This is a genomic window from Actinoplanes sp. NPDC049316 (genome assembly GCF_040677315.1).
Taxonomy (GTDB): Bacteria; Actinomycetota; Actinomycetes; order Mycobacteriales; family Micromonosporaceae; genus Actinoplanes.
The window spans coordinates 174,781-196,224 of record NZ_JBFAQM010000014.1 but is presented as its reverse complement, the minus strand read 5'-3'; the positions used below and the strand labels follow the sequence as shown (position 1 = coordinate 196,224).

General features: G+C 70.9%; 23 protein-coding genes. 10 read left to right on the top strand and 13 right to left on the bottom strand.

Going from position 1 to position 21,444, the window contains the following annotated elements; all coding sequences use genetic code 11:
• Nucleotides 1-294: 294 nt before the first annotated feature.
• A complete protein-coding gene (locus AB0K03_RS22490; protein WP_364687791.1) occupies nt 295-894 on the bottom strand; it encodes a TetR/AcrR family transcriptional regulator in 600 nt (199 codons plus the stop codon).
• 61 nt (nt 895-955) lie between these two features.
• Here AB0K03_RS22490 and AB0K03_RS22485 point away from each other — a divergent pair, with 61 nt between their 5' ends.
• Nucleotides 956-1,327: a nuclear transport factor 2 family protein gene (locus AB0K03_RS22485; protein ID WP_364687789.1), complete on the top strand. Its 372-nt coding sequence runs from the start codon at nt 956-958 to the stop codon at nt 1,325-1,327.
• 151 nt (nt 1,328-1,478) lie between these two features.
• Nucleotides 1,479-2,003, top strand: a complete 525-nt coding sequence (locus AB0K03_RS22480) for a hypothetical protein (protein ID WP_364687787.1) — start codon at nt 1,479-1,481, stop codon at nt 2,001-2,003.
• A gap of 150 nt (nt 2,004-2,153) precedes the next feature.
• Here the strand turns inward: AB0K03_RS22480 and AB0K03_RS22475 are convergent, their stop codons facing one another.
• Nucleotides 2,154-2,756 (bottom strand): SDR family NAD(P)-dependent oxidoreductase, encoded by a 603-nt coding sequence (locus tag AB0K03_RS22475; protein WP_364687785.1) that lies wholly within the window; start codon nt 2,754-2,756, stop codon nt 2,154-2,156.
• A 221-nt stretch (nt 2,757-2,977) separates the two neighbouring features.
• On the opposite strand from AB0K03_RS22475, the gene AB0K03_RS22470 reads away from it, so the two are divergent.
• The 3 genes from AB0K03_RS22470 to AB0K03_RS22460 all read left to right on the top strand — a co-directional run bounded on the left by AB0K03_RS22470 (nt 2,978) and on the right by AB0K03_RS22460 (nt 6,235).
• Nucleotides 2,978-3,619 (top strand): TetR family transcriptional regulator, encoded by a 642-nt coding sequence (locus tag AB0K03_RS22470; protein WP_364687783.1) that lies wholly within the window; start codon nt 2,978-2,980, stop codon nt 3,617-3,619.
• Nucleotides 3,616-4,566, top strand: a complete 951-nt coding sequence (locus AB0K03_RS22465; RefSeq protein WP_364687781.1) for an ABC transporter ATP-binding protein — start codon at nt 3,616-3,618, stop codon at nt 4,564-4,566. The genes AB0K03_RS22470 and AB0K03_RS22465 overlap by 4 nt, the downstream gene beginning before the upstream one ends.
• A gap of 109 nt (nt 4,567-4,675) precedes the next feature.
• Nucleotides 4,676-6,235, top strand: coding sequence for a hypothetical protein (locus tag AB0K03_RS22460; RefSeq protein WP_364687779.1), 1,560 nt, complete (start codon nt 4,676-4,678; stop codon nt 6,233-6,235).
• A 212-nt stretch (nt 6,236-6,447) separates the two neighbouring features.
• On the opposite strand, the gene AB0K03_RS22455 is transcribed toward AB0K03_RS22460, so the two are convergent.
• Together AB0K03_RS22455 and AB0K03_RS22450 are read right to left on the bottom strand one after the other, a co-directional pair.
• On the bottom strand, nt 6,448-7,212 hold the full coding sequence (locus tag AB0K03_RS22455) for an SDR family NAD(P)-dependent oxidoreductase (protein WP_364687777.1): 765 nt from the start codon (nt 7,210-7,212) through the stop codon (nt 6,448-6,450).
• A gap of 40 nt (nt 7,213-7,252) precedes the next feature.
• Nucleotides 7,253-7,618: a nuclear transport factor 2 family protein gene (locus tag AB0K03_RS22450; protein ID WP_364687775.1), complete on the bottom strand. Its 366-nt coding sequence runs from the start codon at nt 7,616-7,618 to the stop codon at nt 7,253-7,255.
• 70 nt (nt 7,619-7,688) lie between these two features.
• Between AB0K03_RS22450 and AB0K03_RS22445 the strand changes: the two genes are divergently transcribed.
• Nucleotides 7,689-8,558: a LysR family transcriptional regulator gene (locus AB0K03_RS22445; RefSeq protein WP_364687773.1), complete on the top strand. Its 870-nt coding sequence runs from the start codon at nt 7,689-7,691 to the stop codon at nt 8,556-8,558.
• Between the two features lie 3 nt (nt 8,559-8,561).
• On the opposite strand, the gene AB0K03_RS22440 is transcribed toward AB0K03_RS22445, so the two are convergent.
• Genes AB0K03_RS22440 through AB0K03_RS22415 form a run of 6 tightly spaced genes read right to left on the bottom strand, consistent with a single transcriptional unit; the run spans nt 8,562 to nt 13,231 of the window.
• On the bottom strand, nt 8,562-9,134 hold the full coding sequence (locus tag AB0K03_RS22440) for a hypothetical protein (protein ID WP_364687771.1): 573 nt from the start codon (nt 9,132-9,134) through the stop codon (nt 8,562-8,564).
• 39 nt (nt 9,135-9,173) lie between these two features.
• Complete coding sequence (locus tag AB0K03_RS22435) at nt 9,174-10,112, bottom strand: zinc-binding alcohol dehydrogenase family protein (protein ID WP_364687770.1); 939 nt, start codon at nt 10,110-10,112, stop codon at nt 9,174-9,176.
• Entirely contained in the window at nt 10,112-10,471 is a 360-nt protein-coding gene (locus AB0K03_RS22430) for a hypothetical protein (RefSeq protein ID WP_364687768.1), read from the bottom strand. Before AB0K03_RS22430 ends, AB0K03_RS22435 begins: the two co-directional genes overlap by 1 nt.
• Nucleotides 10,468-11,331: an extradiol ring-cleavage dioxygenase gene (locus AB0K03_RS22425; protein WP_364687766.1), complete on the bottom strand. Its 864-nt coding sequence runs from the start codon at nt 11,329-11,331 to the stop codon at nt 10,468-10,470. The genes AB0K03_RS22430 and AB0K03_RS22425 overlap by 4 nt, the downstream gene beginning before the upstream one ends.
• Before the next feature lie 11 nt (nt 11,332-11,342).
• Nucleotides 11,343-12,125: a citryl-CoA lyase gene (locus AB0K03_RS22420; RefSeq protein ID WP_364687764.1), complete on the bottom strand. Its 783-nt coding sequence runs from the start codon at nt 12,123-12,125 to the stop codon at nt 11,343-11,345.
• Nucleotides 12,107-13,231, bottom strand: a complete 1,125-nt coding sequence (locus tag AB0K03_RS22415; RefSeq protein ID WP_364687762.1) for a CoA transferase — start codon at nt 13,229-13,231, stop codon at nt 12,107-12,109. The genes AB0K03_RS22420 and AB0K03_RS22415 overlap by 19 nt, the downstream gene beginning before the upstream one ends.
• A gap of 155 nt (nt 13,232-13,386) precedes the next feature.
• Between AB0K03_RS22415 and AB0K03_RS22410 the strand changes: the two genes are divergently transcribed.
• From AB0K03_RS22410 to AB0K03_RS22395, 4 genes are all read left to right on the top strand, one after another.
• Nucleotides 13,387-14,817 carry an amidohydrolase family protein gene (locus tag AB0K03_RS22410; RefSeq protein WP_364687760.1) on the top strand — a complete coding sequence of 477 codons (1,431 nt, stop codon included), beginning with the start codon at nt 13,387-13,389 and terminating at the stop codon, nt 14,815-14,817.
• 3 nt (nt 14,818-14,820) lie between these two features.
• A complete protein-coding gene (locus AB0K03_RS22405) occupies nt 14,821-15,618 on the top strand; it encodes an IclR family transcriptional regulator domain-containing protein (protein ID WP_364687758.1) in 798 nt (265 codons plus the stop codon).
• A 71-nt stretch (nt 15,619-15,689) separates the two neighbouring features.
• A complete protein-coding gene (locus tag AB0K03_RS22400) occupies nt 15,690-16,298 on the top strand; it encodes a GNAT family N-acetyltransferase (protein WP_364687756.1) in 609 nt (202 codons plus the stop codon).
• 18 nt (nt 16,299-16,316) lie between these two features.
• A complete protein-coding gene (locus AB0K03_RS22395) occupies nt 16,317-17,411 on the top strand; it encodes a DNA glycosylase AlkZ-like family protein (protein WP_364687754.1) in 1,095 nt (364 codons plus the stop codon).
• Nucleotides 17,412-17,560: 149 nt separating this feature from the next.
• Here AB0K03_RS22395 and AB0K03_RS22390 read toward each other — a convergent pair whose 3' ends face one another.
• The 3 genes from AB0K03_RS22390 to AB0K03_RS22380 all read right to left on the bottom strand — a co-directional run bounded on the left by AB0K03_RS22390 (nt 17,561) and on the right by AB0K03_RS22380 (nt 21,392).
• Nucleotides 17,561-17,860 carry a DUF3040 domain-containing protein gene (locus tag AB0K03_RS22390; RefSeq protein ID WP_364687752.1) on the bottom strand — a complete coding sequence of 100 codons (300 nt, stop codon included), beginning with the start codon at nt 17,858-17,860 and terminating at the stop codon, nt 17,561-17,563.
• Between the two features lie 122 nt (nt 17,861-17,982).
• The gene (locus tag AB0K03_RS22385) at nt 17,983-19,224 is read right to left on the bottom strand and encodes a bifunctional glycosyltransferase family 2/GtrA family protein (RefSeq protein WP_364687750.1); all 1,242 of its coding nucleotides are present in this window, start codon (nt 19,222-19,224) and stop codon (nt 17,983-17,985) included.
• A 119-nt stretch (nt 19,225-19,343) separates the two neighbouring features.
• The gene (locus AB0K03_RS22380) at nt 19,344-21,392 is read right to left on the bottom strand and encodes a glycosyltransferase family 39 protein (protein ID WP_364687748.1); all 2,049 of its coding nucleotides are present in this window, start codon (nt 21,390-21,392) and stop codon (nt 19,344-19,346) included.
• Nucleotides 21,393-21,444 lie beyond the last annotated feature (52 nt).

Below are 21,444 nucleotides of genomic sequence, written 5' to 3'. Positions count from 1 at the left end.
GCGGCCGCTTGGTCACGCAGCCATGCCGATGACCCGAGACATACCTATTCCGATGACCCGAGACACCCTATTCCGATGTCCTGAGCCAGCACACTACCGGGGGCACCCTGTGATGTCTCAGGACATCGGAATAGCCCGGACCTGCGTTTCGTGGGTTCGGGGCGCGTGACCGGGGCTTGAACGCGGCCTGCTCATAGCCGGCGGCGAGCAGGAACGCCGAGCAGCGCGGCTCCGGGTGGCGAGTTCACCCACGCTGTGCGGCGCGACGACGCCACACGAATTCGTTCGGACCGATCAGCGTGCCGGTGCATCCGTCGCTCGGCATATTTTGATTGCGCTTTCCCTGAATGCCGCGCCGGCTTCGTCCGGGGTCATTCGGCCGGCGAGGACCTCCTGGCTTGCGGCGTGGCCGAGGCCGATGATGGCCGCGAGGTACCAGGTGGTGGGCATCGCCGGGTCGAATTCGCGGCCATGGCGCCCTCGTTCGAGGAGCCGGATCAGTCCGCCCGTCACTGGCTCGTGGCGCTCTTGCTCGTCGCCGTCCGGCGTGACAATTGCGGGAGTGAGCAGCACCGGGTAGCGCTCCAGCAGTGTCCAACTGGCGCCGATCCATCGGCCCAGGGCTTCGACGGCGCTGCCACTGTCGAGATCGAGGCCGCTGAGCTTGACGGCGACCTCGGCAGTGATGTGCCGTGTCACCGCGTGCAGCAGCGCGTCTCGGGAGGAGTAGTGCGCGTAGATCGTCTGGCGGGAGACGCCGGCGGCCACGGCGATTTCGTCCATTGATGCGTCCGGCTTCCCACCGAGCAGGGCGACGGCGGCATCCAGAACCGCGGCGATGCTGCGCCGCGCGTCGGCGCGCTGACGTCGTCTCGGCTCCTGTAGGTCGGACACGGTTGTCAAATTTACCGCACGGCTTTAGCTTTGACAGTGATGTCAGAGTTAGGAGCTGAGCATGGATGTCACCGTCGCTGACTATCTCGTCCGATATCCGCAAGAGGTGGCGTTCGGCGGCCACGATGCGGGGACCGTGTTCGACCGCTACCACGCGCCGGATTTCGTCATGTGTAGTGACGGCATCGAGCTCGGCCGGGAGAGGTTGCTTGCGCACGTGCGTCCGGCGCGTAAGCGCGCCAAGAGCGTTCGCGTCGAGGTGCACGCGACTCTGCGCATGGCGGACCGGGTGGCCGCGCGGTACACCCTGACTGCGGATATGGCCACCGGGAACACGATCGCAACAGAGATCTACATGTTCGGCCAGCTCTCGGCGGATGGACGGCTCCAGCGGGTCGATCAGATCACCCGCGACGTGTCCACCAGCCAGTGACGCCGGCTGCGACACGCGCTTCACGCCGTCACGACACGCGATGCTGTCCACGGATTGGCCGGTGACCGTCGAGCAGCGGCCGCGGCAGGCCGAAACAGGGAGGACGCCGTTGTTGAAGTGGGTCACAACCGGTGATCCACAGCCGGTCGGAATGGCCGGCGTCTACGGTGACCGGCCGCCCTGGCACGATGTTCAGCTCGAACTCCGCGGCCCCGTCGTGGCCGAGCTCGAACACACCTTTCGGGAACGGTGGAACGACCCCGCTCCGCTGCGCGCCGGAAACCCCGTGGCCATGCTTCGTGACCGGCTCGCGGGCCGTCCCGTACGCGCCGACCCGCTGCCACCGCACGACCCGGCCGGACTCGGCGACCACGCCCGGGTGTTCGCCCGCGACTTGCGCATGACACTCATGCGTGAGCACCTCGATCGTGACCCGGGTGACGACGGCGACCTTCTCGATCCCGCCGACGCCCTGCACGCCCTGGACGCAGCCGCCGACGCCCTCGATGCCTGGCACCAAGGCGGACGGCATGGCACCCGGCCACCCGGACGGCTGCGGCGGCACAGCCCCCGGCGACTGTCGGCGTTCACCCGGGCCAGGGCCACTCCGCCCTACCTGCTCTTCTACGACCCCGACGGTCGCCCCTCGCGGCTGCGCCGCCAGCGCCGGTGGTGACGTGACAGTCCAAGCGGGTGAGAGCGTGGCACTTGAGAAGCCGTGGTCACCACGTCGGATCTTCAGATATTGGCCCGTGCGAGGAGCATGACGACGGCGGTGCCGTAGATCAGGGGAGTGGCCACGCCTTCGAACCCGATGCCCTTACGTTCACGAAGGATCAGACCAGCGGCCAGGACCGCTGTCATGATCGCCGTCGTGCCGGTGAGCAGGAGTCCCGCCGTTGCTGCTCCGGCATACACCGAACCCGGACGGTACGCCGCATCCGCCACGAAAATCATCAACGCGTCGAAGGTGTTGCCGCCGATGATGTTGCCGACCCGCCTCGCCGGGCTCGCCGATCCACCCTGCGGCCGAGCCGATGTTGATGATCCGCCCGTGCCTGCGGGCGCGCATGTGTGGCAGTGCGGCGTTGGTGAGCCGGGCCACCCCGAACAAGTTGGTCTCGAAGACTCCGCGGGCCTGCTCCATGGTGGTCTCTTCCGCCATGCCGGTGTGCATCATGCGGGCGTTGTTGACCAGCACGCCGATGCAACCTGACTCGGCGATGACGTCGCTCACGCATGCGATGACGGCCTGGTCGGATCGTACGTCCAGTTGAAGCATGTGGACGCCGGGACGGTGCGGTCGGGGTCGGCGGCTGGTGCCGAACACGCGCCAGCCGGCTTGGGCGAACGCGTCGGCAGTCGCCTGGCCGATGCCGGAGGAGGCGCCCGTGATCAGGGCGGTTCGGGTTGCCGGCCGGTCGCTCATCGACGTCTCCGGGGTTCCGCCGTCGCAGGTCCACCGCGGAACTCGTTACCTCGGTGGGCCGCCTCAGCAGTCGCATGCTCGTTCGTTCGCACAGGGTAGCGCCGTCTGAGAAGTGGACCGGGCTCGTCTTTGAGCCGCGCGGGCCCCTCGGGCATCGACCATGCCGAGGGCGGAGTCGGTACTTCTTGACCCGTGCTGAACATCTGTTTAGTCTATTGAACATGAGTTCAGTCGCTGGTGAAGGTGACCTCACGGCCAAAGCGATCATCCGCAACGCGGCGCTGCGCCTGTTCGCCGAGCGTGGGCCTGACGCCGTGACCGTGCGGGAGATCGCCACGGCGGCAGGGGTGTCGCCGGCGCTGGTGGTGCATCACTTCGGCAGTAAGGACGGTTTGCGGGCCGCGGTGGACGAATATGCCGGGCAGGCTTTCGACTCGCTGTTCGCGATGGACGAGCGAGACCTGGCCGAGGCGGTGACGGGGGACAGCTGGATGTCCGTCGCCGAGATGTTCGCGCACGCCTTCCCGCACGGCTCTCCGTTGCCCGCTTACCTGCGCCGCCTGCTGCTCGTCAACGACCCGGCGGGCGCGGCGCTGTTCGGTCGTTGGTACGCCCTGACTCGCCGGCTTCTCGATTCCATGGCCGAGGTCGGCGTCGCCCGGCCCGGTGCGGACCCAGCGGTTCGTGCCGCGTTCCTTCTGGTCAACGACCTCGCGCTGATCCTGCTTCGGAACCCGATCGCCGCGGCGATCGGCGTCGACCCGCTCACGCCGGAGGGGATCACCCGCTGGGCCAAAGAGGTCGCCGCGGTCTATACGCAGGGCGCGTTCGTGATCGCGCCCGGAGAGGAGAAGCCCTCATGAGTCAGCCCGGCCCTGTCATCCACCTCCAGGAACTCACCAAGACGTTCGGGAGAGCGCGTGCTCTCGACGGTCTGGATCTCACTGTGCATCCGGGTGAGGTGCACGGCTTTCTGGGTCCCAACGGGGCCGGCAAATCCACCACCATCCGTATCCTGCTCGGATTGATCCGGGCCACCGGCGGCCACGTCGAACTGTTCGGTGCCGACCCGTGGCGGGATGCCGCCCGCCTCCACGGGCGGCTGGCGTACGTCGCCGGGGACGTCGCGCTGTGGCCCGGACTGACCGGTGGCCAGTGCCTCGACGTGATCGGCGCGACCCACGGCGGGGTCGACGAGAGGCGCCGGAAAGACCTGATCGACCGCTTCGACCTGGATCCGACGAAGCGGATCCGGGACTACTCGAAAGGCAACCGCCAGAAGGTCGCCCTGGTGGCTGCCTTGGCCGCGCAGGTGGACCTGCTCGTCCTCGACGAGCCCACGTCCGGGCTCGACCCGCTGATGGAGCAGACCTTCCAGCAATGCGTACGCGAGCGGCGGGAGGAAGGCGTCACGGTGCTCCTGTCCAGCCACATCCTCGGGGAGGTCGAGGCGCTGGCCGACCGGGTGAGCATCATTCGCCGTGGCCGTACCGTCACCACCGGCAGCCTTGCCGACCTGCGCCGTCACACCCGGACATCGGTGCACGCGACCACCACCCGTGAACCCGAGGGGGTGGCCCGGGCGGAGGGGGTGGCCGACTGCGTCTGCGAACGCCTGGACGGGCACGTCGACATCAGGTTCACCGTCGACCCGCAACACCTTGACGCGATGATCGGCAGGTTGCACGCCGCGCGGATCCACACGCTGACCGTCACCCCGCCCAGCCTCGATGCGCTGTTCCTGCGTAGCTACGGAGCGGGTTCCGACACCCCGGAGGCCGGCGAGGCGCTTGCGGAGGCCGCGCGATGAGGACTGGGGCCGCAAAGCGCTTCATCGGGGGTGTCCGATGACGACAGAGGGACAGCCGATCAGCATCCGAAGCCGTGCGGCGACTCCCCGCCCGCCTCACCTGGGCACGATGGCCGGGATCGTCTGGCGCACCCACCGCCGGGGCATCCTCGTCTGGGTGATCGTCCTTGCGGTCAGCATGATCGGGACGGCTGCCGCCGTCGCCGGTCTCTACGACACGTCGGCCAAGATTCACACCTACGCCGAGGCCGTCACCGCCGGCAACGCGCTGGCCGCGATCAACGGCCATGTCGACGGCATCGACAGCCTGGGTGGGGTCATCCAGGATGAGTTCGGGTTCCTGGCCTCGTTTCTGCTCCCGCTGCTCGGCATAGCCCTGATCGCCACCTCGACCCGACGCGAAGAGGCGTCCGGCCGACTCGAGACGATCCTCGGCGGCCGGATCGCCCGGCACCAGCCTGCTCAGGCGGCCCTCATCGTGGCGACCGCGGCGATCCTCACCACGTCCGTCCTGTTCGCCATCGGGCTGACCGTCGCGGGGGTCCCGGTGTCCGGGTCGATCCTCTACAGTGCGGCGCTCGGCTCGCTGGCCTTCGTGTTCGCGGGCTTTGCGGCTCTGCTGGCGCAATTGGTGCTGCATCCCCGCGGGCTTTACACGTGGAGCCTCATCGCGCTCGCCGTGGCGTACGTCCTGCGCGGGGTCGGTGACACGACCATGAGCTGGTTGACCTGGCTGTCTCCGCTGGGGTGGGCGGAGAAGACCGCGCCGTTCGGCGACCAGCGGTGGTGGGTGCTCGCCGTCCCCGCCGTCACCGGTCTCATCCTCGGTGGCGCGGCCGTGAGGCTGGCCGCTCGCCGCGACGTCGGCAGCGCCCTGCTGCGCGGCGGCGCAGGCCCGGCACGTGCGACCCGCTTCCGGCGGCGACCGATCGGCTTCGCGGCCTGGATCCACCGCCCTGCGGTCGCGGGCTGGCTGGCCGGCGGAGTCCTGCTCACCGCAATGATGGGCGCGCTCTCCCGACAGTTCCTGGACGCAGTGGCCGGCAATCCCTCACTGGCCGAGGCAATGGGTATCGAAGGCGATCGACCGCTGGACGGCTTCATCGCCGCGACTCAGCTTTATGTGGCGGTCATCGCCTCCGGGTATGCCATCCAGGCGATCGGCACATGGCGTGCTGAAGAGGCCGAGGGCCGCTTGGAGGCCCGGCTGGCCGGCACGCTGTCCCGCCTGCGCTGGCTGGCAGCCCACGGCGCCGCCGTCGCGGCCGGACTGATCCTCATCGTCGTGTGCTCCTCATTGGTTCTGGCGCTGTCGACCACGTGGTCGGTCGCGAGCACCGACGAATTCGGCGCCACCGTCAAGGCCGGTCTGAGCTATGTGCCGGCGGAATTCGTGCTCGCCGGTCTCGCCCTGGCGCTGTTCGGCCTGTTTCCCCGCGGCTTCGCTCTCGCCTGGGCGGGGTATGCGGCGACAACCTTCATCGCTCTCCTCGGCCCCGGCCTCCAGCTCGCGCAGTGGGCACTCGACCTTGCTCCTGCCACGCACGTCGGGTACCCGCCGCTCGGAACGGTCGCCACCGGTGGCCTGGCCGCTCTGACCGTCGTCGCTATCGCCCTGGTCATGACCGGGTTCATCGCCTTCCGCCGCCGGGACGTACCGCAGATGTAGCGCCGGGTTCTGGGCGCACGGGGCCATCGGACTGTCCGACGGCGGCGGGACCAGCAGCATCGCGAGCGCCGCACCCCGCCGGGACGACCAGAGCTGCCAGGGCGCCGGCGAGGACCGAGCGGGTCAGCCGGGTCGCCAGCCGGCCGGCCAGGACGGCCACGGCAGCTCGGGCCCCTCCGGAGTCGAGGACCAGGCTGGCGAAGTCCGCCGAGCTATTTGCCGTGCGGGTCGGCCGCGTTGAGGGTCGTGACGACCTGGTCGTAGTCGCCGCGGGCTTCGGCGTACCGGAGGAATTTGACTCTTTCGACCTGGATCTCCTTGGCTTCCGGGTGGTTCTCGAAGAGGCCGACGACCTCGGTCACGTACTCGTCCAACGGCATGGCGAATTCGCTGGTCTCCTGGCCGGGGAGGAGCTCGGTGCGCACGGCCGGCGGGACCAGTTCGACGATTTTCACGCTGGTGTCGGCGAGTTGGAGCCGGATCGATTCGCTGAGCATGTGGATGGCGGCCTTCGAGGCGTTGTAGCTGGGTGTCGCCTTGAGCGGGGCGAAGGCCAGGCCCGAGGAGACCGTGACGATGGTGGCGTCCGGGCGGGTGCGCAGGTGCTCGATGAAGGCCGCGATGAGGCGGATCGGACCGAGGACGTTCGTGGTGATGATGGATTCCGCCGAGGAGAGGAAGCCGGCGGGGGTGTGCCAGTCCTCGACCCGCATGATCCCGGCCATTGCGATCACCACGTTGAGGTCGGGATGACCGGTGATGACCTCCTTGGCTGCCGCTTCGATGCTTGCCGGGTCGGCGGTGTCGATGCGGACCGTGCCGATGCCCGGGTGATTCTCGGCGATCTGCTCGAGGAGCTCGGTACGGCGGCCGCCGACGATGACTCTGTTGCCCTTGTCCTTCAGGGCCACGGCGAGGGCGAGGCCGATGCCGCTCGTGGCGCCGGGGATGAAGACGGTGTTTCCGGAGATGTTCATGGCTGGAAGTCTTCCCAGGCGCCCGGGGGTTGTGCATGGATCACTTGTCCGGGGATGAGAACTCCGGCTGATCGAGGACGCGCAGCCAGCTGCCGTCGGGCTGGCGGCGGGCGACCTGGGCGCGGGCCCCGGCGCCGTCTTTCGGCGGCGTCGACGTCAATGCGAGATCGCCGCTGATCAGGGTCGGCAGCGGTTCTTCCGGTTCGAATGCCGGCATGTGCGGCAAGGCCTTCTCCCACAGCTCCCGGATGGCGTCGCGGCCCACTGTCTGCCGGCCCGGCGGGTACGCCATCACGGCGTCCTGTTCGTACAGCAGTGAGAGGCCTTCGGCGTCTTTCGCATTGGCCCGTGCCACGAACAGGCGGGTGAGGTCTTCGGGGTGAAGGGCTTTCTCTCGTACGGTCATGAGCCCAGCCTTGCGCCACGCCGGTGACAAGTCCAACAAATAGTTCTTGCCGTAGGTATGATTCGCGGTCATGGATTTGCGGCAGCTCGAGTACTTCGTCGCCGTGGCCGAGGAGGCCAACTTCACCAAGGCCGCCGAGCGCGTGCACATCACCCAGTCCGGGGTCAGCGCGCAGATCCGGCAGTTCGAGCGGGAGGTCGGCGCCGAGCTGTTCGACCGGTCCTCGCGCATCGTACGGCTCACCGACGCCGGCATCGCCGCCCTGCCCCACGCGCGCGCCGCCCTCGCCGCCGCCGCGGCCGTGCAGACCGCGATCGATCAGGTGAAAGGCCTGGTACGCGGACACCTGCGCCTCGGCATGGTGACGGCGTGCACGGTGACGGCGCTCTTCGACGCGCTGGCCGCCTTCCATCGGGCTCATCCGCGCATCGAGGTGTCGCTCAGCGAAGGCGACTCCGACGCACTCGTCGAGGACGTCCGCGCCGGGCGGATCGACATCGCTCTGGTGGGGGCGGCGGGAACGACGCCGGCGGATCTCGCGTACCGGACGGTGGTCAGCGAGGGGCTCGTGGCGTTGGTGCCCGAGGATCATCCGCTGGCTGGCAAGGAGAGCGTCGGGTTGCGGCGGCTGTGCGCGTACCCGTTGATCTGTCTGCCGGTGGGGACCGGGGTGCGTGCCGTGCTCGACCAGGCGTCCGCGGCGGCGGGGGTGCGGGTCGATGTCGCCCTGCAGGCGACCGCGCCCGGCGCGGTCATGGATCTGGCCGCCCGCGGCCTGGGGGTCGCCGTGCTCAGCGCGTCGATGGGCGCGGACTCGAAGCTGACCGCCGTGCCGATCACCGGCATCGACGTTCCGGCGGTGCTGGCTCTGGTGTGGCGGCGGGAGGACAGCACGGTGCTGCGGGCCCTGCTGCCGCACTGCGCCGCCGCCGGGTTGTGACAGCTACGAGAGGTGCCCGTCGCAGGCGACACGCGCCTGGTCGTTCCACTGTGAGCCGTCCAGCACGGCGGTCACCGTACGCTCCCGCTCGTCGTTCGTCTGGACCGACAGCCGTACGGACAGCAGCCCGATCGGCAGCCCGCGCGAGCACATGATCGTGATGTCGGCGTCGGCCGGCACCGCCTCGCCCTGCCGGATCCACCGCTGCTTCTCGACGCCCCGGACGACCAGGCCGGGCCGGACGACGCTGAGGTTGTGGACGTTGACCGGACGGGGACCGGCGTTGACGAGCGTGACCCGGCGGGTGAGCGTGGCGTCGGTGACCTTGCCGTGCACGACCACGCCGCCGACGCCCGCGTCGTTCGCCTGCGGGCCGGTGTCGGGCAGGACCAGCACGGAGACCGTGCTCTCGAGCGAGCGGTCGGTGCGTGACTGCAGGTAGGTGTACGTGCCGGCGCTGCCGAGGACCGCTCCGGTCGCGAGGATGGCCGCGGCGGTCAACAGGCGCCGGTTGGGGCGGCGAGGGCTGGGCGGCGACGGCGCGGCGGGAGGGCGGTCCAGATCGATGACGCTCATGGTCTCTAGAACGTACGACAGAACCGGCGGTGATGGGCGCTAAGGGGTGACGACCATCCGGATGTCCCGCCGTGACCAGGCGGCGCCGACGTCGTCGAGCCGTACGGTCTCGTGGGCGACCGTCAGCCGTCCCGCCGCGGCGTGCCCGGCGATCAGGCCGAGCGAGGCCGACCGCTGGGCCGTTGTGAGCGAGTTGTTGGTGTAGCCGAGGATCTGCAGCGAGCCGCTGCGCAGCGTCGCCGAGTCGACGGGCGCGGTCTCACCCGCCGAGCTGCCGAGGTTGACGAGGCGGCCGCCGGGCCGCAGGACGCGCAACGCCGCAGCGGCCGGGATGCCGAAGAGCGGGTCGAGGACGAGATCCAGCGGTCCCTCCGCGGCCTCCCGGAACCGTGCGGCCAGTGCCGGAACGTCACCTGAGAGATCGCAGACGGCCGCCGCGCCCAGCTGCGTCGCGCGCGCCCGGCCGTCGGCGGAGCGAGCCGCACCGACGACCCGGCCGGCGCCCTCCAGCAGAGCGAGCTGGATCGCGGCCTGACCGACGACACCGCCCGCTCCCAGGACGAGGACCCCCTCGCCCGGTTGCAGGCCGCCACGCCAGGTGAGCGCCATGTGGGCCGCGACCGCTGACAGGCCCAGGGCCGCGATCAAACCGTGGTCGGCGTCCGGGGGAAGTTCCACTGTGTCGGCTGCGCGGACGGCGGCGTACTCGGCGAGGCTGCCGTCGCCCGGGCGCATGCCGGCGGTGGTCGGGAACCACACCGCGACGCCGTCGTCGCGGACGCCGACACCCTGCACCCCGGGCACGTACGGGGTCGGCGGGGTGCCGAAGTACGACGTGCCCGTGGCGCAGAGCAGATCCAGCGGGGTGATGGACGCGGCGGTGACCCGTACCAGGATCTCGTCGGCGGCCGGCGTCGGCAGCGGGCGCTCGCCGACCGCCGGCGGCGACCCGCACTCGTGCAGCAGCGCGGCGCGCATCAGGTGGCGATGTCGGGGTACGGCAGGTTGAAATGCGCGAGCCGGGCGCCGAACGCCTTCTGGTACTCGAGCGGCCCGTGGTCGCGTTCGAACATCGCGATGAACAGGGTCAGCGTCAGGAACGGGTGCGCGCCCAGCTCGAACAGCTTGACGTGGTCGTGCGTGCCCAGTGCCTCGCGTTCCTCGTCGGTGAAGCGCAGCCAGGTGGAGGCCTCGCCGGCATGGCAGTTGAGCACCGCGTTGGCGCGTTCGGCCTCCCACCAGTCCACGGTCTCCCGCGGCTGCTCGCGGTAGCGCTCCACCAGCTCGGGGTCGCGGTCGATGGTGAACAGGAACTTGTCGACGAGGTACTTGCTCATCGCGGGGCTCCGTTCGGGTACCAGGTGAAGTAGGCCTCCATGGTGTGGAACAGGTCGAGGCTGTCCACGTAGTCGGCCTTCTGGCCGGCGCCGGCGACGCCCATCATCAGCATGAAGTCCATGAAGCCGTGGGTGGCGTTGCCGGGGGAGTGCAGGCTGTCCAGGGTCACCTCGGCGAGGCAGCGGTCCAGGTCGCCGGTGGCGATCCACTCGACGGCCTTCCGGTCGAACTCGGGGTCCGGTCCGTGCGGGCCGAACTGGCGGGGGCCGCCGAGCTCCAGCGACAGGTGCCCGGTGCCGATGATCGCGACGCGCAGGTGGCTGGGCCAGCTCTCGACGATCTCCCGGATCGCCTGGCCGAGCTGGACGAAGCGTTTCGGCTGCGGCAGCGGCGGCGCGAAGATGTTGGTGTAGATCGGCACGATCGGCAGGTCCGCCTCGGGCCGCAGCGTGATGATCGGGCAGGTGACGCTGTGGTCGATCCGCAGCTCGTTGCTGAACGCCAGGTCGAAGCCCTCGTCGAGGCCGGCGCGCAGGATGTGCGCGGACAGGTCCTCCTGCCCCTTGAGCAGCATCCGCGGCAGGCCGAACTCGCGCTCCTCGTTGTACCAGTTGGCGTCGTAGAAGGGCGCCTTGCCGACCAGGAACTGCGGCATGTTGTCCAGCCACAGCTGGTGGAAGTGGTCCGAGCCGACCATCACCAGCACGTCCGGGTTCGCCCTCGTGAGCGTCTCCCGGAAGCCGGTGATCTTCCGTACCCACTCGTCGGCGAACGGCGGCCGGTCCTCGCCGGTGGCCGTGCTGGCCCGGTAGTAGAAGGGATGGTGCGTGGAGGCGATGACCGCGACGACCTCAGCCATGGCGGCTCCTCTCAGTCTTCGGTGTCCATGTAGACCGCGTTGCGGTCGACCGTCAGGTAGATGTCCATGCCGAGCGGCCGGCGCCGCTCCTCGGCCAGGTGGCCGAGCAGCCCGGCGGCCCGGGCCAGCAGCGCGAAGCCGCGCAGCAGGTCGACCGGCAGGCCGAGGTCGGCCAGGGCCGCCCCGCACACCCCGGCTCCGTTCAGCGGCAGGGTCCGGTTCAGGACCTGCGGGTGTACGCGCCCGATCGCCTCGAACAACCGCAGGTGCGGGCCCTTGAGCCCTTCCTCGTCCGCGATCGCCATGAGCACGGGCGTACGCGGGTCCTGCTGCTTGTGGACGGGGTGACCGAGGCCGGGCACGAACTTCTTCGCCTCGCGCGCCTTGCGGACGGCTTCGAGTGCGACCGCGTCGTAGTCCGGATCGGGGCCCGCCTCCGCCAGCGTGGAAGCCAGAAACCGTCCACAGTCCTCGGTCACGCCGAGGAACCGGCTGCCGCCGCCGAGCAGGCCCGCGGCGAGCGCGCCCTGCAGGGACTCCGGGGCGCTGAGGTACGTGAGCCGCGCCGCGATCGCCGTCGGGGTGAACCCGTGGTCGGCGAGCGCGACGAGCACGGCCTCGAACACCCGGGTCTCCCCGGGCGTGGGCCGCCGGCCGGCGACCAGCCAGAACGCCAGCTCCCCGAACCCGACCTTGCCCATGAGGTCGGCCGCGAGGTCCTGGCCGAGCAGGCGGATCTGCTTCTCGTCGGACGTACCGAGCGAGGTCGGGAAGTTCAGTCCTGCATCAGCCACGTGCGGATCTCCTCACCGTGTTCGTCGAGGCCGGGCGGGGGGAGCTCGTAGCCGGCCGGGGTGTCCGAGAACGTGATCGGATTCCGTACGCCGGGGACGCCGCCGACCGTCACCACCGGGTCGAGCCCGAGCTCCTCGGCGAGCGCCACGCCACCGTCGATCGTGTTGATCGGGGCGCACGGCACCCCGGCGGCGAGCAGATCGCGGAACCACTCGTCCTTGGTCCGTTTGCTGAGCCGTTCCACCAGGATGGGGCGCAGCTGCTCGCGGTTGGCCGTACGGTCCTGGTTGCGGCCGAAGCGCGGGTCGTCGGGCAGGTCGGGCAGGTCGAGCACCTGGCACAGCTTGCGGAACTGGCCGTCGTTGCCGGCGATCACGATCAGCTCGCCGTCCGAGGTGGGCAGGGGCTCGTACGGGAACAGGCTCGGGTGCGCGTTGCCCATCCGGAACGGCACCGTGCCGCCGGCGACGTAGCCGCTGGAGTGGTTGACCAGGCCGGACAGCGCGGAGGACAGCAGGTTGACCTCGACGTGCTGGCCGGCGCCGGTGGCCGCCCGGTGGTGCAGGGCGGCGAGGATGCCGATGTTCGCGTGCAGGCCGGCCATGACGTCGAAGACCGAGATCCCGGCCCGGTACGGCGGCCCGTCCGGATCGCCGGTGAGGCTCATCAGCCCGGAGATCGCCTGCACCATGAGGTCGTACCCGGGGTAGTTCGCGCCCGCGCCGGTGCCGAAGCCGCTGATCGACGCGTACACGATCTTGCTGTTGGCGGCGGCGACCGTGTCGTAGTCGAGGCCGAAGCGCTGGAGGCCGCCCGGCCGGAAGTTCTCGATCATCACGTCGGCGCGGTGGGCCAGGCGCTGCGCGACCTCGAGATCCTCGGGGTTCTTGAGGTCCAGGGCGATCGAGCGCTTGTTGCGGTTGATGCCCAGGTAGTACGTGGAGACGCCGGCGCGGACCGGCGGCATCCACGTCCGGGTGTCGTCGCCGCCGGGACCCTCCACCTTGACCACCGTGGCACCGAGGTCGGCCAGCAGCATCGTCGCGTAGGGCCCCGCGAGGATCCGGGAGAAGTCCGCGACGAGCAGTCCGTCCAGTGCGCCCATGAGCCGCCTTTCGATCTGTGCCCGCATAGCGGACAGATGTCCGTCAGTTTGCGGCGGCATCACCATGGATGTCAACGAGGAACCTTGACAGTCCTCACGGCCGGTCACACACTGACCGCCAGACGGACGCCTGTCCGCCGGAGCGAAGGAGGGCCATGTCCGAGGCAGTTCTGTTCCGCAACGGCACCGTTTTGACGATGGACGACCAGCACACCGTGCTCACCGGCGCCGACGTGCTCGTGGTGGGCGAGCGCATCGCGGAGGTCGGCACCGGCCTCACCGCACCCGAGGGCGCGACCGAGATCGACGCCTCCGGCGGCATCCTCATGCCGGGCATGATCGACACCCACCGGCACATGTGGCAGACCGCGATGCGCGGGTACGGCGCCGACTGGACGCTCACCCAGTACTTCGTCTGGTACTACCTCGAATCCGGCAAGCTGTTCCGCCCCGAGGACGTGTACGCCGGCAACCTCCTCGCCGCGATCGAGGCGATCGACGCCGGCGTCACCACCACCGTCGACTGGTCCCACGGCCTCCAGACGCCCCAGCACGCGGACGCCGCCGTCGACGCGCTGCAGGCGGTGCCCGGCCGGTTCGTGCTCGCGTACGGCAACATCCAGCAGGGCCCGTGGGAGTGGGCGACCAGCCCCGAGTTCCGCGACTTCGTCAACCGGCGCATGTCCGGCGGCGGCGACATGCTGGGCTTCCAGATGGCCTTCGACGTCACCGGCGACCCGTCCTTCCCCGAGAAGGCCGCGTTCGAGGTGGCCCGGGAGCTGGGCGTACCGGTCACCACCCACGCCGGCGTGTGGGGCGCGACCAACGACGACGGCATCCGCCTCATGCACGAGAACGGCTTCATGACCCCGCAGACCGTGTACGTGCACGCGGCGACGCTGACGCACGACTCGTACCACCGCATCGCCGCGACCGGCGGCTCGGTGTCCGTCTCGACCGAGAGTGAGCAGAGCGCCGGTCAGGGCTACCCGCCCACCTGGACGCTGCGCGACCACGGCATCCCGGTCTCGCTGTCGATGGACACCAGCGTGTGGTGGAGCGGCGACCTGTTCTCGGCCATGCGGACCACGCTCGGCGCCGACCGCTCGCGCGAGCACATGGAGGCGCACCGCCGCGCCGAGACGGTGACGCACGTGCACCTGCGCGCCGAGCAGGTCGTCGACTGGGCCACCCGCAGCGGCAGCAAGGCGCTCGGGCTCGACTCGGTGGTCGGCAGCCTCGAGCCGGGCAAGAAGGCCGACGTGGTGCTGCTCAAGAACGACCACTCGCCGGTGATGACGCCGATCCTGCATCCCTACGGCCACGTCGCCTTCCAGGCGCAGCGCGGCGACGTCGACACCGTCGTGATCAACGGTCGCATCGTGAAGCGCGACGGCCGGCTGGTCGGGGTCGACCTCGCCGCCGCCCGCGCCGCCGTCGGCCGCACGATCGAGCACCTCCGTTCGACGATGGGCGAGGAGGCGTGGCTCAAGGGCATGAACCCGGACATCCCGGAAACTAAGGTGATGGACAACCCGTACACCTACACCGAGTGGGACGCCGGCTCGGCGCAGTGGAAGCATTAGCGCGTGCCACGCGAAGCCGGACCTGACTTCATCGAGGCCCTCGCGCGCGGGCTCGACGTGCTGCGCAGCTTCCGGCCGGGCCGCCGGGTGTCGACGCTGAGTGAGATCGCCGCCGACACCGGGCTGGCCCGGCCCACGGTCCGCCGGATCCTGCTGACCCTCACCGAGCTCGGGTACGTGCGCGCGGAGGAGCGCGGGTACGCCCTCACCCCGCGCGTGCTCGAGCTCGGCATGGCGTACGTGCACAGCCTCGACATGTGGGACGTGGCCCGCCCGCACATGGAACGGCTCGTCGCGCAGACCGGCGAGTCGACGTCGATGGCCCAGCTCGACGGCTCGGACATCGTGTACGTGGCGCGCGTCGCCGTACCCAAGATCGTCACCCTGGCCGTCTCGATCGGCACCCGCTTCCCGGCGCCGGCCACCTCGATGGGCAAGGTGCTGCTCGCCGCGCTGAGCCCGGCCGAGCTGGAGACGGTCCTGGCACAGCAGAGCCGGTCGGGGATCGACGCGCGGTGGCAGCCGGACCGAGAGGAGCTGGACCGCTCGCTGCGCGAGGTGCGCGCCAAGGGCTGGGCGCTCGCCGATCAGGACCTCGCGCTGGGCATCCGGTCCATCGCGACCGGCGTCCGCAACGGCGACGGCCGGGTGGTGGCGGCGCTGAACGTGACCGTGCACGCCGCGGAGACCTCTGTCGATAAGTTGACAGGCCACCACCTGCCGCTGTTGCTGCACGCGGCCGCAGACATAAGCCACGACTGGGCTTTGCGGGATTCCGCACCCATCGTGGTCCGCGCCTGAGGCTTTCATTCACCCGGTTATGAAGCCCCGCCTACTGGCAGGAACCGGGTCCTTACGGGCAGGATCGGCCCATGACCACCCCCGGCCGCCTGCCGTACCCGATCACCCTCTCCGGGGACGGCCTCACCTTGCGCGAGTGGCGGGACGACGACCTCGACGAGCTGGTCGCCATGCTCGACGAGCCCGACATCGCCCGGTGGACCCCGATGCCGTCGCCGTTCGACACCGAGGCCGGCGTCGCGTACCTGAAACGCGCGAGGCAGGGCCGCCTCAGCGGTCAGCGCATCCAGCTGGTGATCACCACGGACGGCGCGAAACCGCTGGGTGAGGTGCTGCTCTTCGGCGTCGACGCCGGGCTGCGGGAGGCCGAGCTGGGATACCTGGTGGGCGCTCAGCACCGCCGGCGCGGGCTGGCTGCCGGGGCGCTCTCGCTGCTGTCCGCGTACGCCCGCAGCACGCTGAAGCTGAACCGGCTGCTGCTGCGCATCGACCCGGGGAACACGGCCAGCACCGCCGTGGCGCGACGCTGCGGCTACCGCCTCACCGGCGAGCCGCCGATCCTGCAGGAGGGCCCGTACGGCCCCAGCAGCCTCGACACGTGGGAACTGGTCTCGGTCGGCGGCAGCCGGATGGAGCGGCTGAGAAATGTCGCATCCCGGCGGTACGGTCGTCGCGGCTGAGATTTCCTGGAGGTGCCCATGGACGTGGACCGCAGGCAGGCCATGGCCTACCGGGTGGCCGCGCTGGGGCTGGCGGACCGCGGCTCGGCGCGCCCCGGCGACCTGCCCGTGCTCGACCTCGGCGTGCAGGAGTACACGCCGGGTTCCGTCCAGGTCGGGCTGGCGGCCCGCACGGATGCGGCGCTCGACGACGACCGGCTGCTGATGGTCTGGGCGGCCCGTGGAGCGCCGCACCTGCATCGGCGGCGTGACCTCGGCACGCTCGTCAAGGCGCTGTGGCCGGTCAGCGACGCCGACGCGTCCGCCCGGATCAACAGCCGGCAGATCGCGCAGGGCGTCAAGCTCGGCATCAAGGCGTTCGAGGCGACGGCCGCCGCGTTCCGGGAGGTCGTGACGAGGTCGATGCCGCGCGGCGAGGCGAGCACCGAGGTGAGCCGGCGGGTGCCGCGCGAGCTGACGTATGACTGCCGCACCTGCGGAGCCCGGCACGTCTCGGGAGGCGTGTGGCAGCACTCGGGCCTGGCCGGCGGCGTCCAGGTGGAGTCCCGCGGCAGGGACGCCACGCTGGGCCCGATCCCGGACGCGCCACCGCAGCCCGTCGCCAACGAGGGCATCGAGGACCTGATCGAGACCTACCTGCGCCTCCTCGGCCCGGCCACCCCGTCCGAGGTCGCGAAGTACCTGGGGTCGGCGCCGGCCGAGATCAAGAAGGTGTGGCCGGCCGGCCGCCTCGAGGAGGTACGCCTCGACGGCCGCAAGACGTGGATCCCGGCGGGCTCGGTGGCCGCGCTGGCGGCGGCCGGCCCGGTGACGGGCGTGCGGTTCGTGCCGGCGATGGACGCGCTGCTGCAGGCCCGCGACCGCGACGTGCTGCTGCCGGAACGGGCCCGGCAGAAGGAGGTGTGGCGCATCCTCGGCAACCCGGGCGTGATCCTCGTGGACGGGGAGATCGCGGGGGTGTGGCGGGCCAAGATGGCCGGCCGCAAACGGGTGGAGCTGTCGGTTACGCCGTTCGGGACGGTGAGCGCCAAGGCCCGCAAGGCGCTCGAGGAGGAGGCCGCGGTGGTCGCCCGGGCCCGCGAGGCGCCGGAGGCGACGCTCAGCTTCGGCTGATCTCCCGCCGGGTGTGCGTCCGTCCGCGGACTGATGGGGTCGACCAGGCGGGCGTCCGTCCGCCGGTTGGTTGGGGTCGACCAGGCGGCCCTCCGTCCGCCGGTTGGTTGAGGTCTACCAGGCGGGCGGGGGACGTCGGTTGATGGGGTCTACCAGGCGGGCGGGAGGACGTCGGGGATGTCGGTGCCGCGTCCCGGGCGGCAGCGGTAGCCGATCGCGACCATGATGACCAGCGCCCACACGCCCGCCACGATCGCCGCCGCCCACCATCCCACGACGGCTAGGACCAGGGCCGCCGCCCACACGACGGTCGCGGCGAGGATCAGCGACAGCGGGACGTGCCGGCGGGCCGGGCGGCCGCCGGCCATGCGCGAGCAGAAGTCGGGATCCTCGCGGCGCAGCTGACGTTCCAGCTGCGCCAGCCGGCGGCTGTCTTCCTTGCTGAGCATGTCGCACCTCCGGCGGGGCCCGGACGTAGGGGCACGACGACCGGGGACGTCGGAACCACCCCGATCGATGGGTCCATTGTTACCCGTAGGTCACAGAATTCATACCGTTCGGAGGCTTGCGTTCATGGCATGTGCGTGAGTGAGCCGCGGGCCGCGCGGAAGACCCAGATGCGCATCAGCAGGAAGCGGACGCCCGTCGCCACGAGGTTGGCCACGATGAGCACCCCGAGCTCCACCACGGTCGGCGGGCTGGTCACGGCGTGCAGCACCGCGAGCGAGCCGCTCGTCAGCCCGAGGCCGACGGCGAAGACCACGAGGCCCTGGGCCTGATGCCGCCAGACGCCGTCGGTGCCGCGTACCCGGAAGGTGAGCCGGCGGTTGGCGGCCGTGTTGGCGATCGCCGTCGCGAGCAGCGCGACCAGGTTGGCGCCCTGCGGGCCCATGCCGGCGCGCAGCAGCGCGAAGAGCGCGAGGTAGGCGAGGGTGCTCGCGAGCCCGACCGCGGCGAAGCGCAGCAGCTGCCCGGTCAGGCCGGCCGGGACGCCGGCCACCGGCAGCGGGTTGCGGCCGAGCTGCTCACGCAGCGCGGCCAGCGGGAGGCGGCCGGTGCCCAGCGCGCGGGTGAGACGGGCGATGCCGCGCAGGTCGGCCATCGCCGTGGCCACGATGTCGACGCGGCTGTCCGGGTCGTCCACCCAGTCCACCGGGACCTCGTGGATGCGCAGGCCGGCCCGCTCGGCGAGGACCAGCATCTCGGTGTCGAAGAACCAGCCGGTGTCCTCGACCATCGGCAGCAGCCGGGCGGCCACGTCGGCCCGGATCGCCTTGAAGCCGCACTGGGCGTCGGAGAAGCGCGCCGCGAGGGTGCCGCGCAGCAGCAGGTTGTAGCTGCGGGAGATGAACTCACGCTTGGCGCCGCGGACGACCCGTGACCCGCGCGCCAGCCGGGAGCCGATCGCCAGGTCCGAGTGGCCCGAGATGAGCGGCGCGACCAGCGGCAGCAGCGCGCCCAGATCGGTCGACAGGTCCACGTCCATGTACGCGAGCACGGCCGCGTCGGAGTGCGTCCACACGTGCTTGAGCGCCCGGCCGCGCCCCTTCTCCGCGAGGCGTACCGAGTCCACGCCGGGCAGCGTCTCGGTGAGCCGGCGGGCCACGTCAGCGGTCGAGTCGGTGCTCGCGTTGTCGGCGATCGTGATCCGGAACCGGTACGGGAACTCGGCCGCCAGGTACGCGTGCAGCCGGCGGACGCAGGGCTCGAGGTCGATCTCCTCGTTGTAGACCGGGACGACGACGTCGAGGACCGGGGCGACGACCCGGTCCCGCCCGGCGGAGGGCGAGGGCAACGTGGTGGAAAGGCTCATGCCATCAAGGTCGTCGGCCGCGCTTTGTCCCTTGTGTGATGAGCCTGTGCCCGGACTGTGCGGCCGACGCCGCAGGCGGCCCCCGGATCCGGGAGCCGCCTGCGGGCAGTCGTGGCGCGTCACTTGGTGGTGGTCAGGTCGTAGACGGTCACGCCGTCGACCGTCTGGGACGGAAAGTTCTCCGCGACCCACGAGGCGATCTGCGAGCCGGCATTGCTGCCGCCGGTGCCGCCGCCACGGCCGCCGAAACCGCCCCCGCCGATGAAGTAGTGAATCTTCTTCTCGGCCACGTACTCCTGGAACTGCGCCAACGTGGGCGACGGGTCGCTGCCGTTGAAGCCGCCGATCGCCATGACCGGGTCCTCGGTGGCGAGCTGGTAGCCCGAGGCGCTCTGCGAGCCGACGGCCGCCGCCACCCAGGTGTACTGGTCCGCGTTCGCGTCGAGCAGCGCCTTCATCTGGTCGCTGACGGTCGCCGCGTCGAGCAGGCCGCCCATGCCGCCGCCGCGCATCCCGCCGCCGCGACCGGTGAAGCCGCCCTGAGGAGGCGTGCCCGGTTGCGCCGTTCCACCGGGGAACCCGCCCTGCCCGCGGCCCGGGAAGCCGCCGCCCGGCCCACCGCCGGGGAAGCCACCGCCGGGGAAGCCGCGCCCGCCGCGGCCGCCGCCGGGGCCGAAGCCGCCCTGCGTCGCGGGTCCCGCCGACGGGATCGACCCGGTGTGCGGCTCCGACGCCGTCTGGACCGCGTACGCCGCCGGCCCGGCGAGCACCGCACCCAGGGCCACCGCCGCGCCGGCCAGCGCCACCTTCGCGGGCAGCCGCAGCGAGGCGAGAACGCCGAGTGCCGCCACGCCGCCGCCGATCAGCACGACCCAGCGCAGCCACGGCACGAAGTCCGGGCTCCAGCCGAGCATGTGCCACGACCACCAGGCGGTCACGCCGATCGCCGCGGCCAGCGTCAGCGCGGCGAACACGTTGCGCCGGTGCCGCCACAGCAGCGCCGAGCCCATGCCGACCACCGCGCCGACCGCCGGCGCCAGCGCCACCGTGTAGTACGCGTGGAAGATGCCCTGCATGAAGCTGAAGACCAGCGCGGTGCCGACGAGCCAGGAGCCCCACAACAGCAGCCCGGCCCGCAGCCGGTCCGTCCGCGCGGCCCGCAGCGTCAGCACGAGGCCGGCGACCAGCACGATCAGCGCGGCCGGCAGCAGCCACGAGATCTGACCGCCCTGCGCGGCGTCGAACATCCGCAGGATCCCGGTCTCACCCCAGCCGCCACCCCGGTTGCCGCCACCCCCGCCGCCGACGCTGCCGGTCTCGTCGCCGTTCAGCCGGCCCAGGCCGTTGTAGCCCAGGGTCAGCTCGAGCAGGCTGTTGTTCTGCGAGCCGCCGACGTACGGCCGCATCGACGCGGGCACCAGCTCGACGATCGCGATGTACCAGCCCGCCGAGACGACGATCGCCAGCCCGGCCAGCACCAGCTGTACGAGCCGCTTACCGAGCTTCGGCGGACCGGCGACCAGGTACGCGAGCGCGTACGCCGGCACCACGAGCAGCGCCTGCAGCATCTTGGTGAGGAAGCCGAAGCCGACGAAGACCCCGGCCAGCAGCAGCCACTTCGTCGACCCGTTCTCGATCGCCCGCACGGTCGCGTACGCCCCGGCGACCATGAGCAGCACGAGCAGCGCGTCCGGGTTGTTGAACCGGAACATCAGCACGGCGATCGGGGTCAGCGCCGACACCGTGCCCGCGATGAGGCCGGCCGCGGGGCCGTACCAGCGGCGGACCGTGGCGAAGAGCAGGCCGGTCGTCGCGACGCCCATGAGCGCCTGCGGGACCAGGATGCTCCACGAGCTCAGGCCGAAGATCCGTACGGACAGCGCCATCACCCACAGCGAGGCGGGCGTCTTGTCCACGGTGATGGAGTTGGCCGCGTCCGACGAGCCGTAGAAGAACGCCTTCCAGCTCTCCGACCCGGCCTGCACGGCGGCCGAGTAGAAGGCGTTGCCCCAGCCCGACGCGCCCAGCCCCCACAGGTAGAGAATCCCGGTGAGCAGCAGCAGAGAGATCAGCGCGGGGCGCACCCACGGCGCGTCGCGCGCCGCGGGGGGCCCGGCCGGCGGGTACACCGGCTCCACCGTCGGCGGTACGGGCAACGTCGAGGTCATCAAGGGTCCTTAAGGCAGGCGGAAGCATTGACCCTCGTACTGTCTTCCGCCC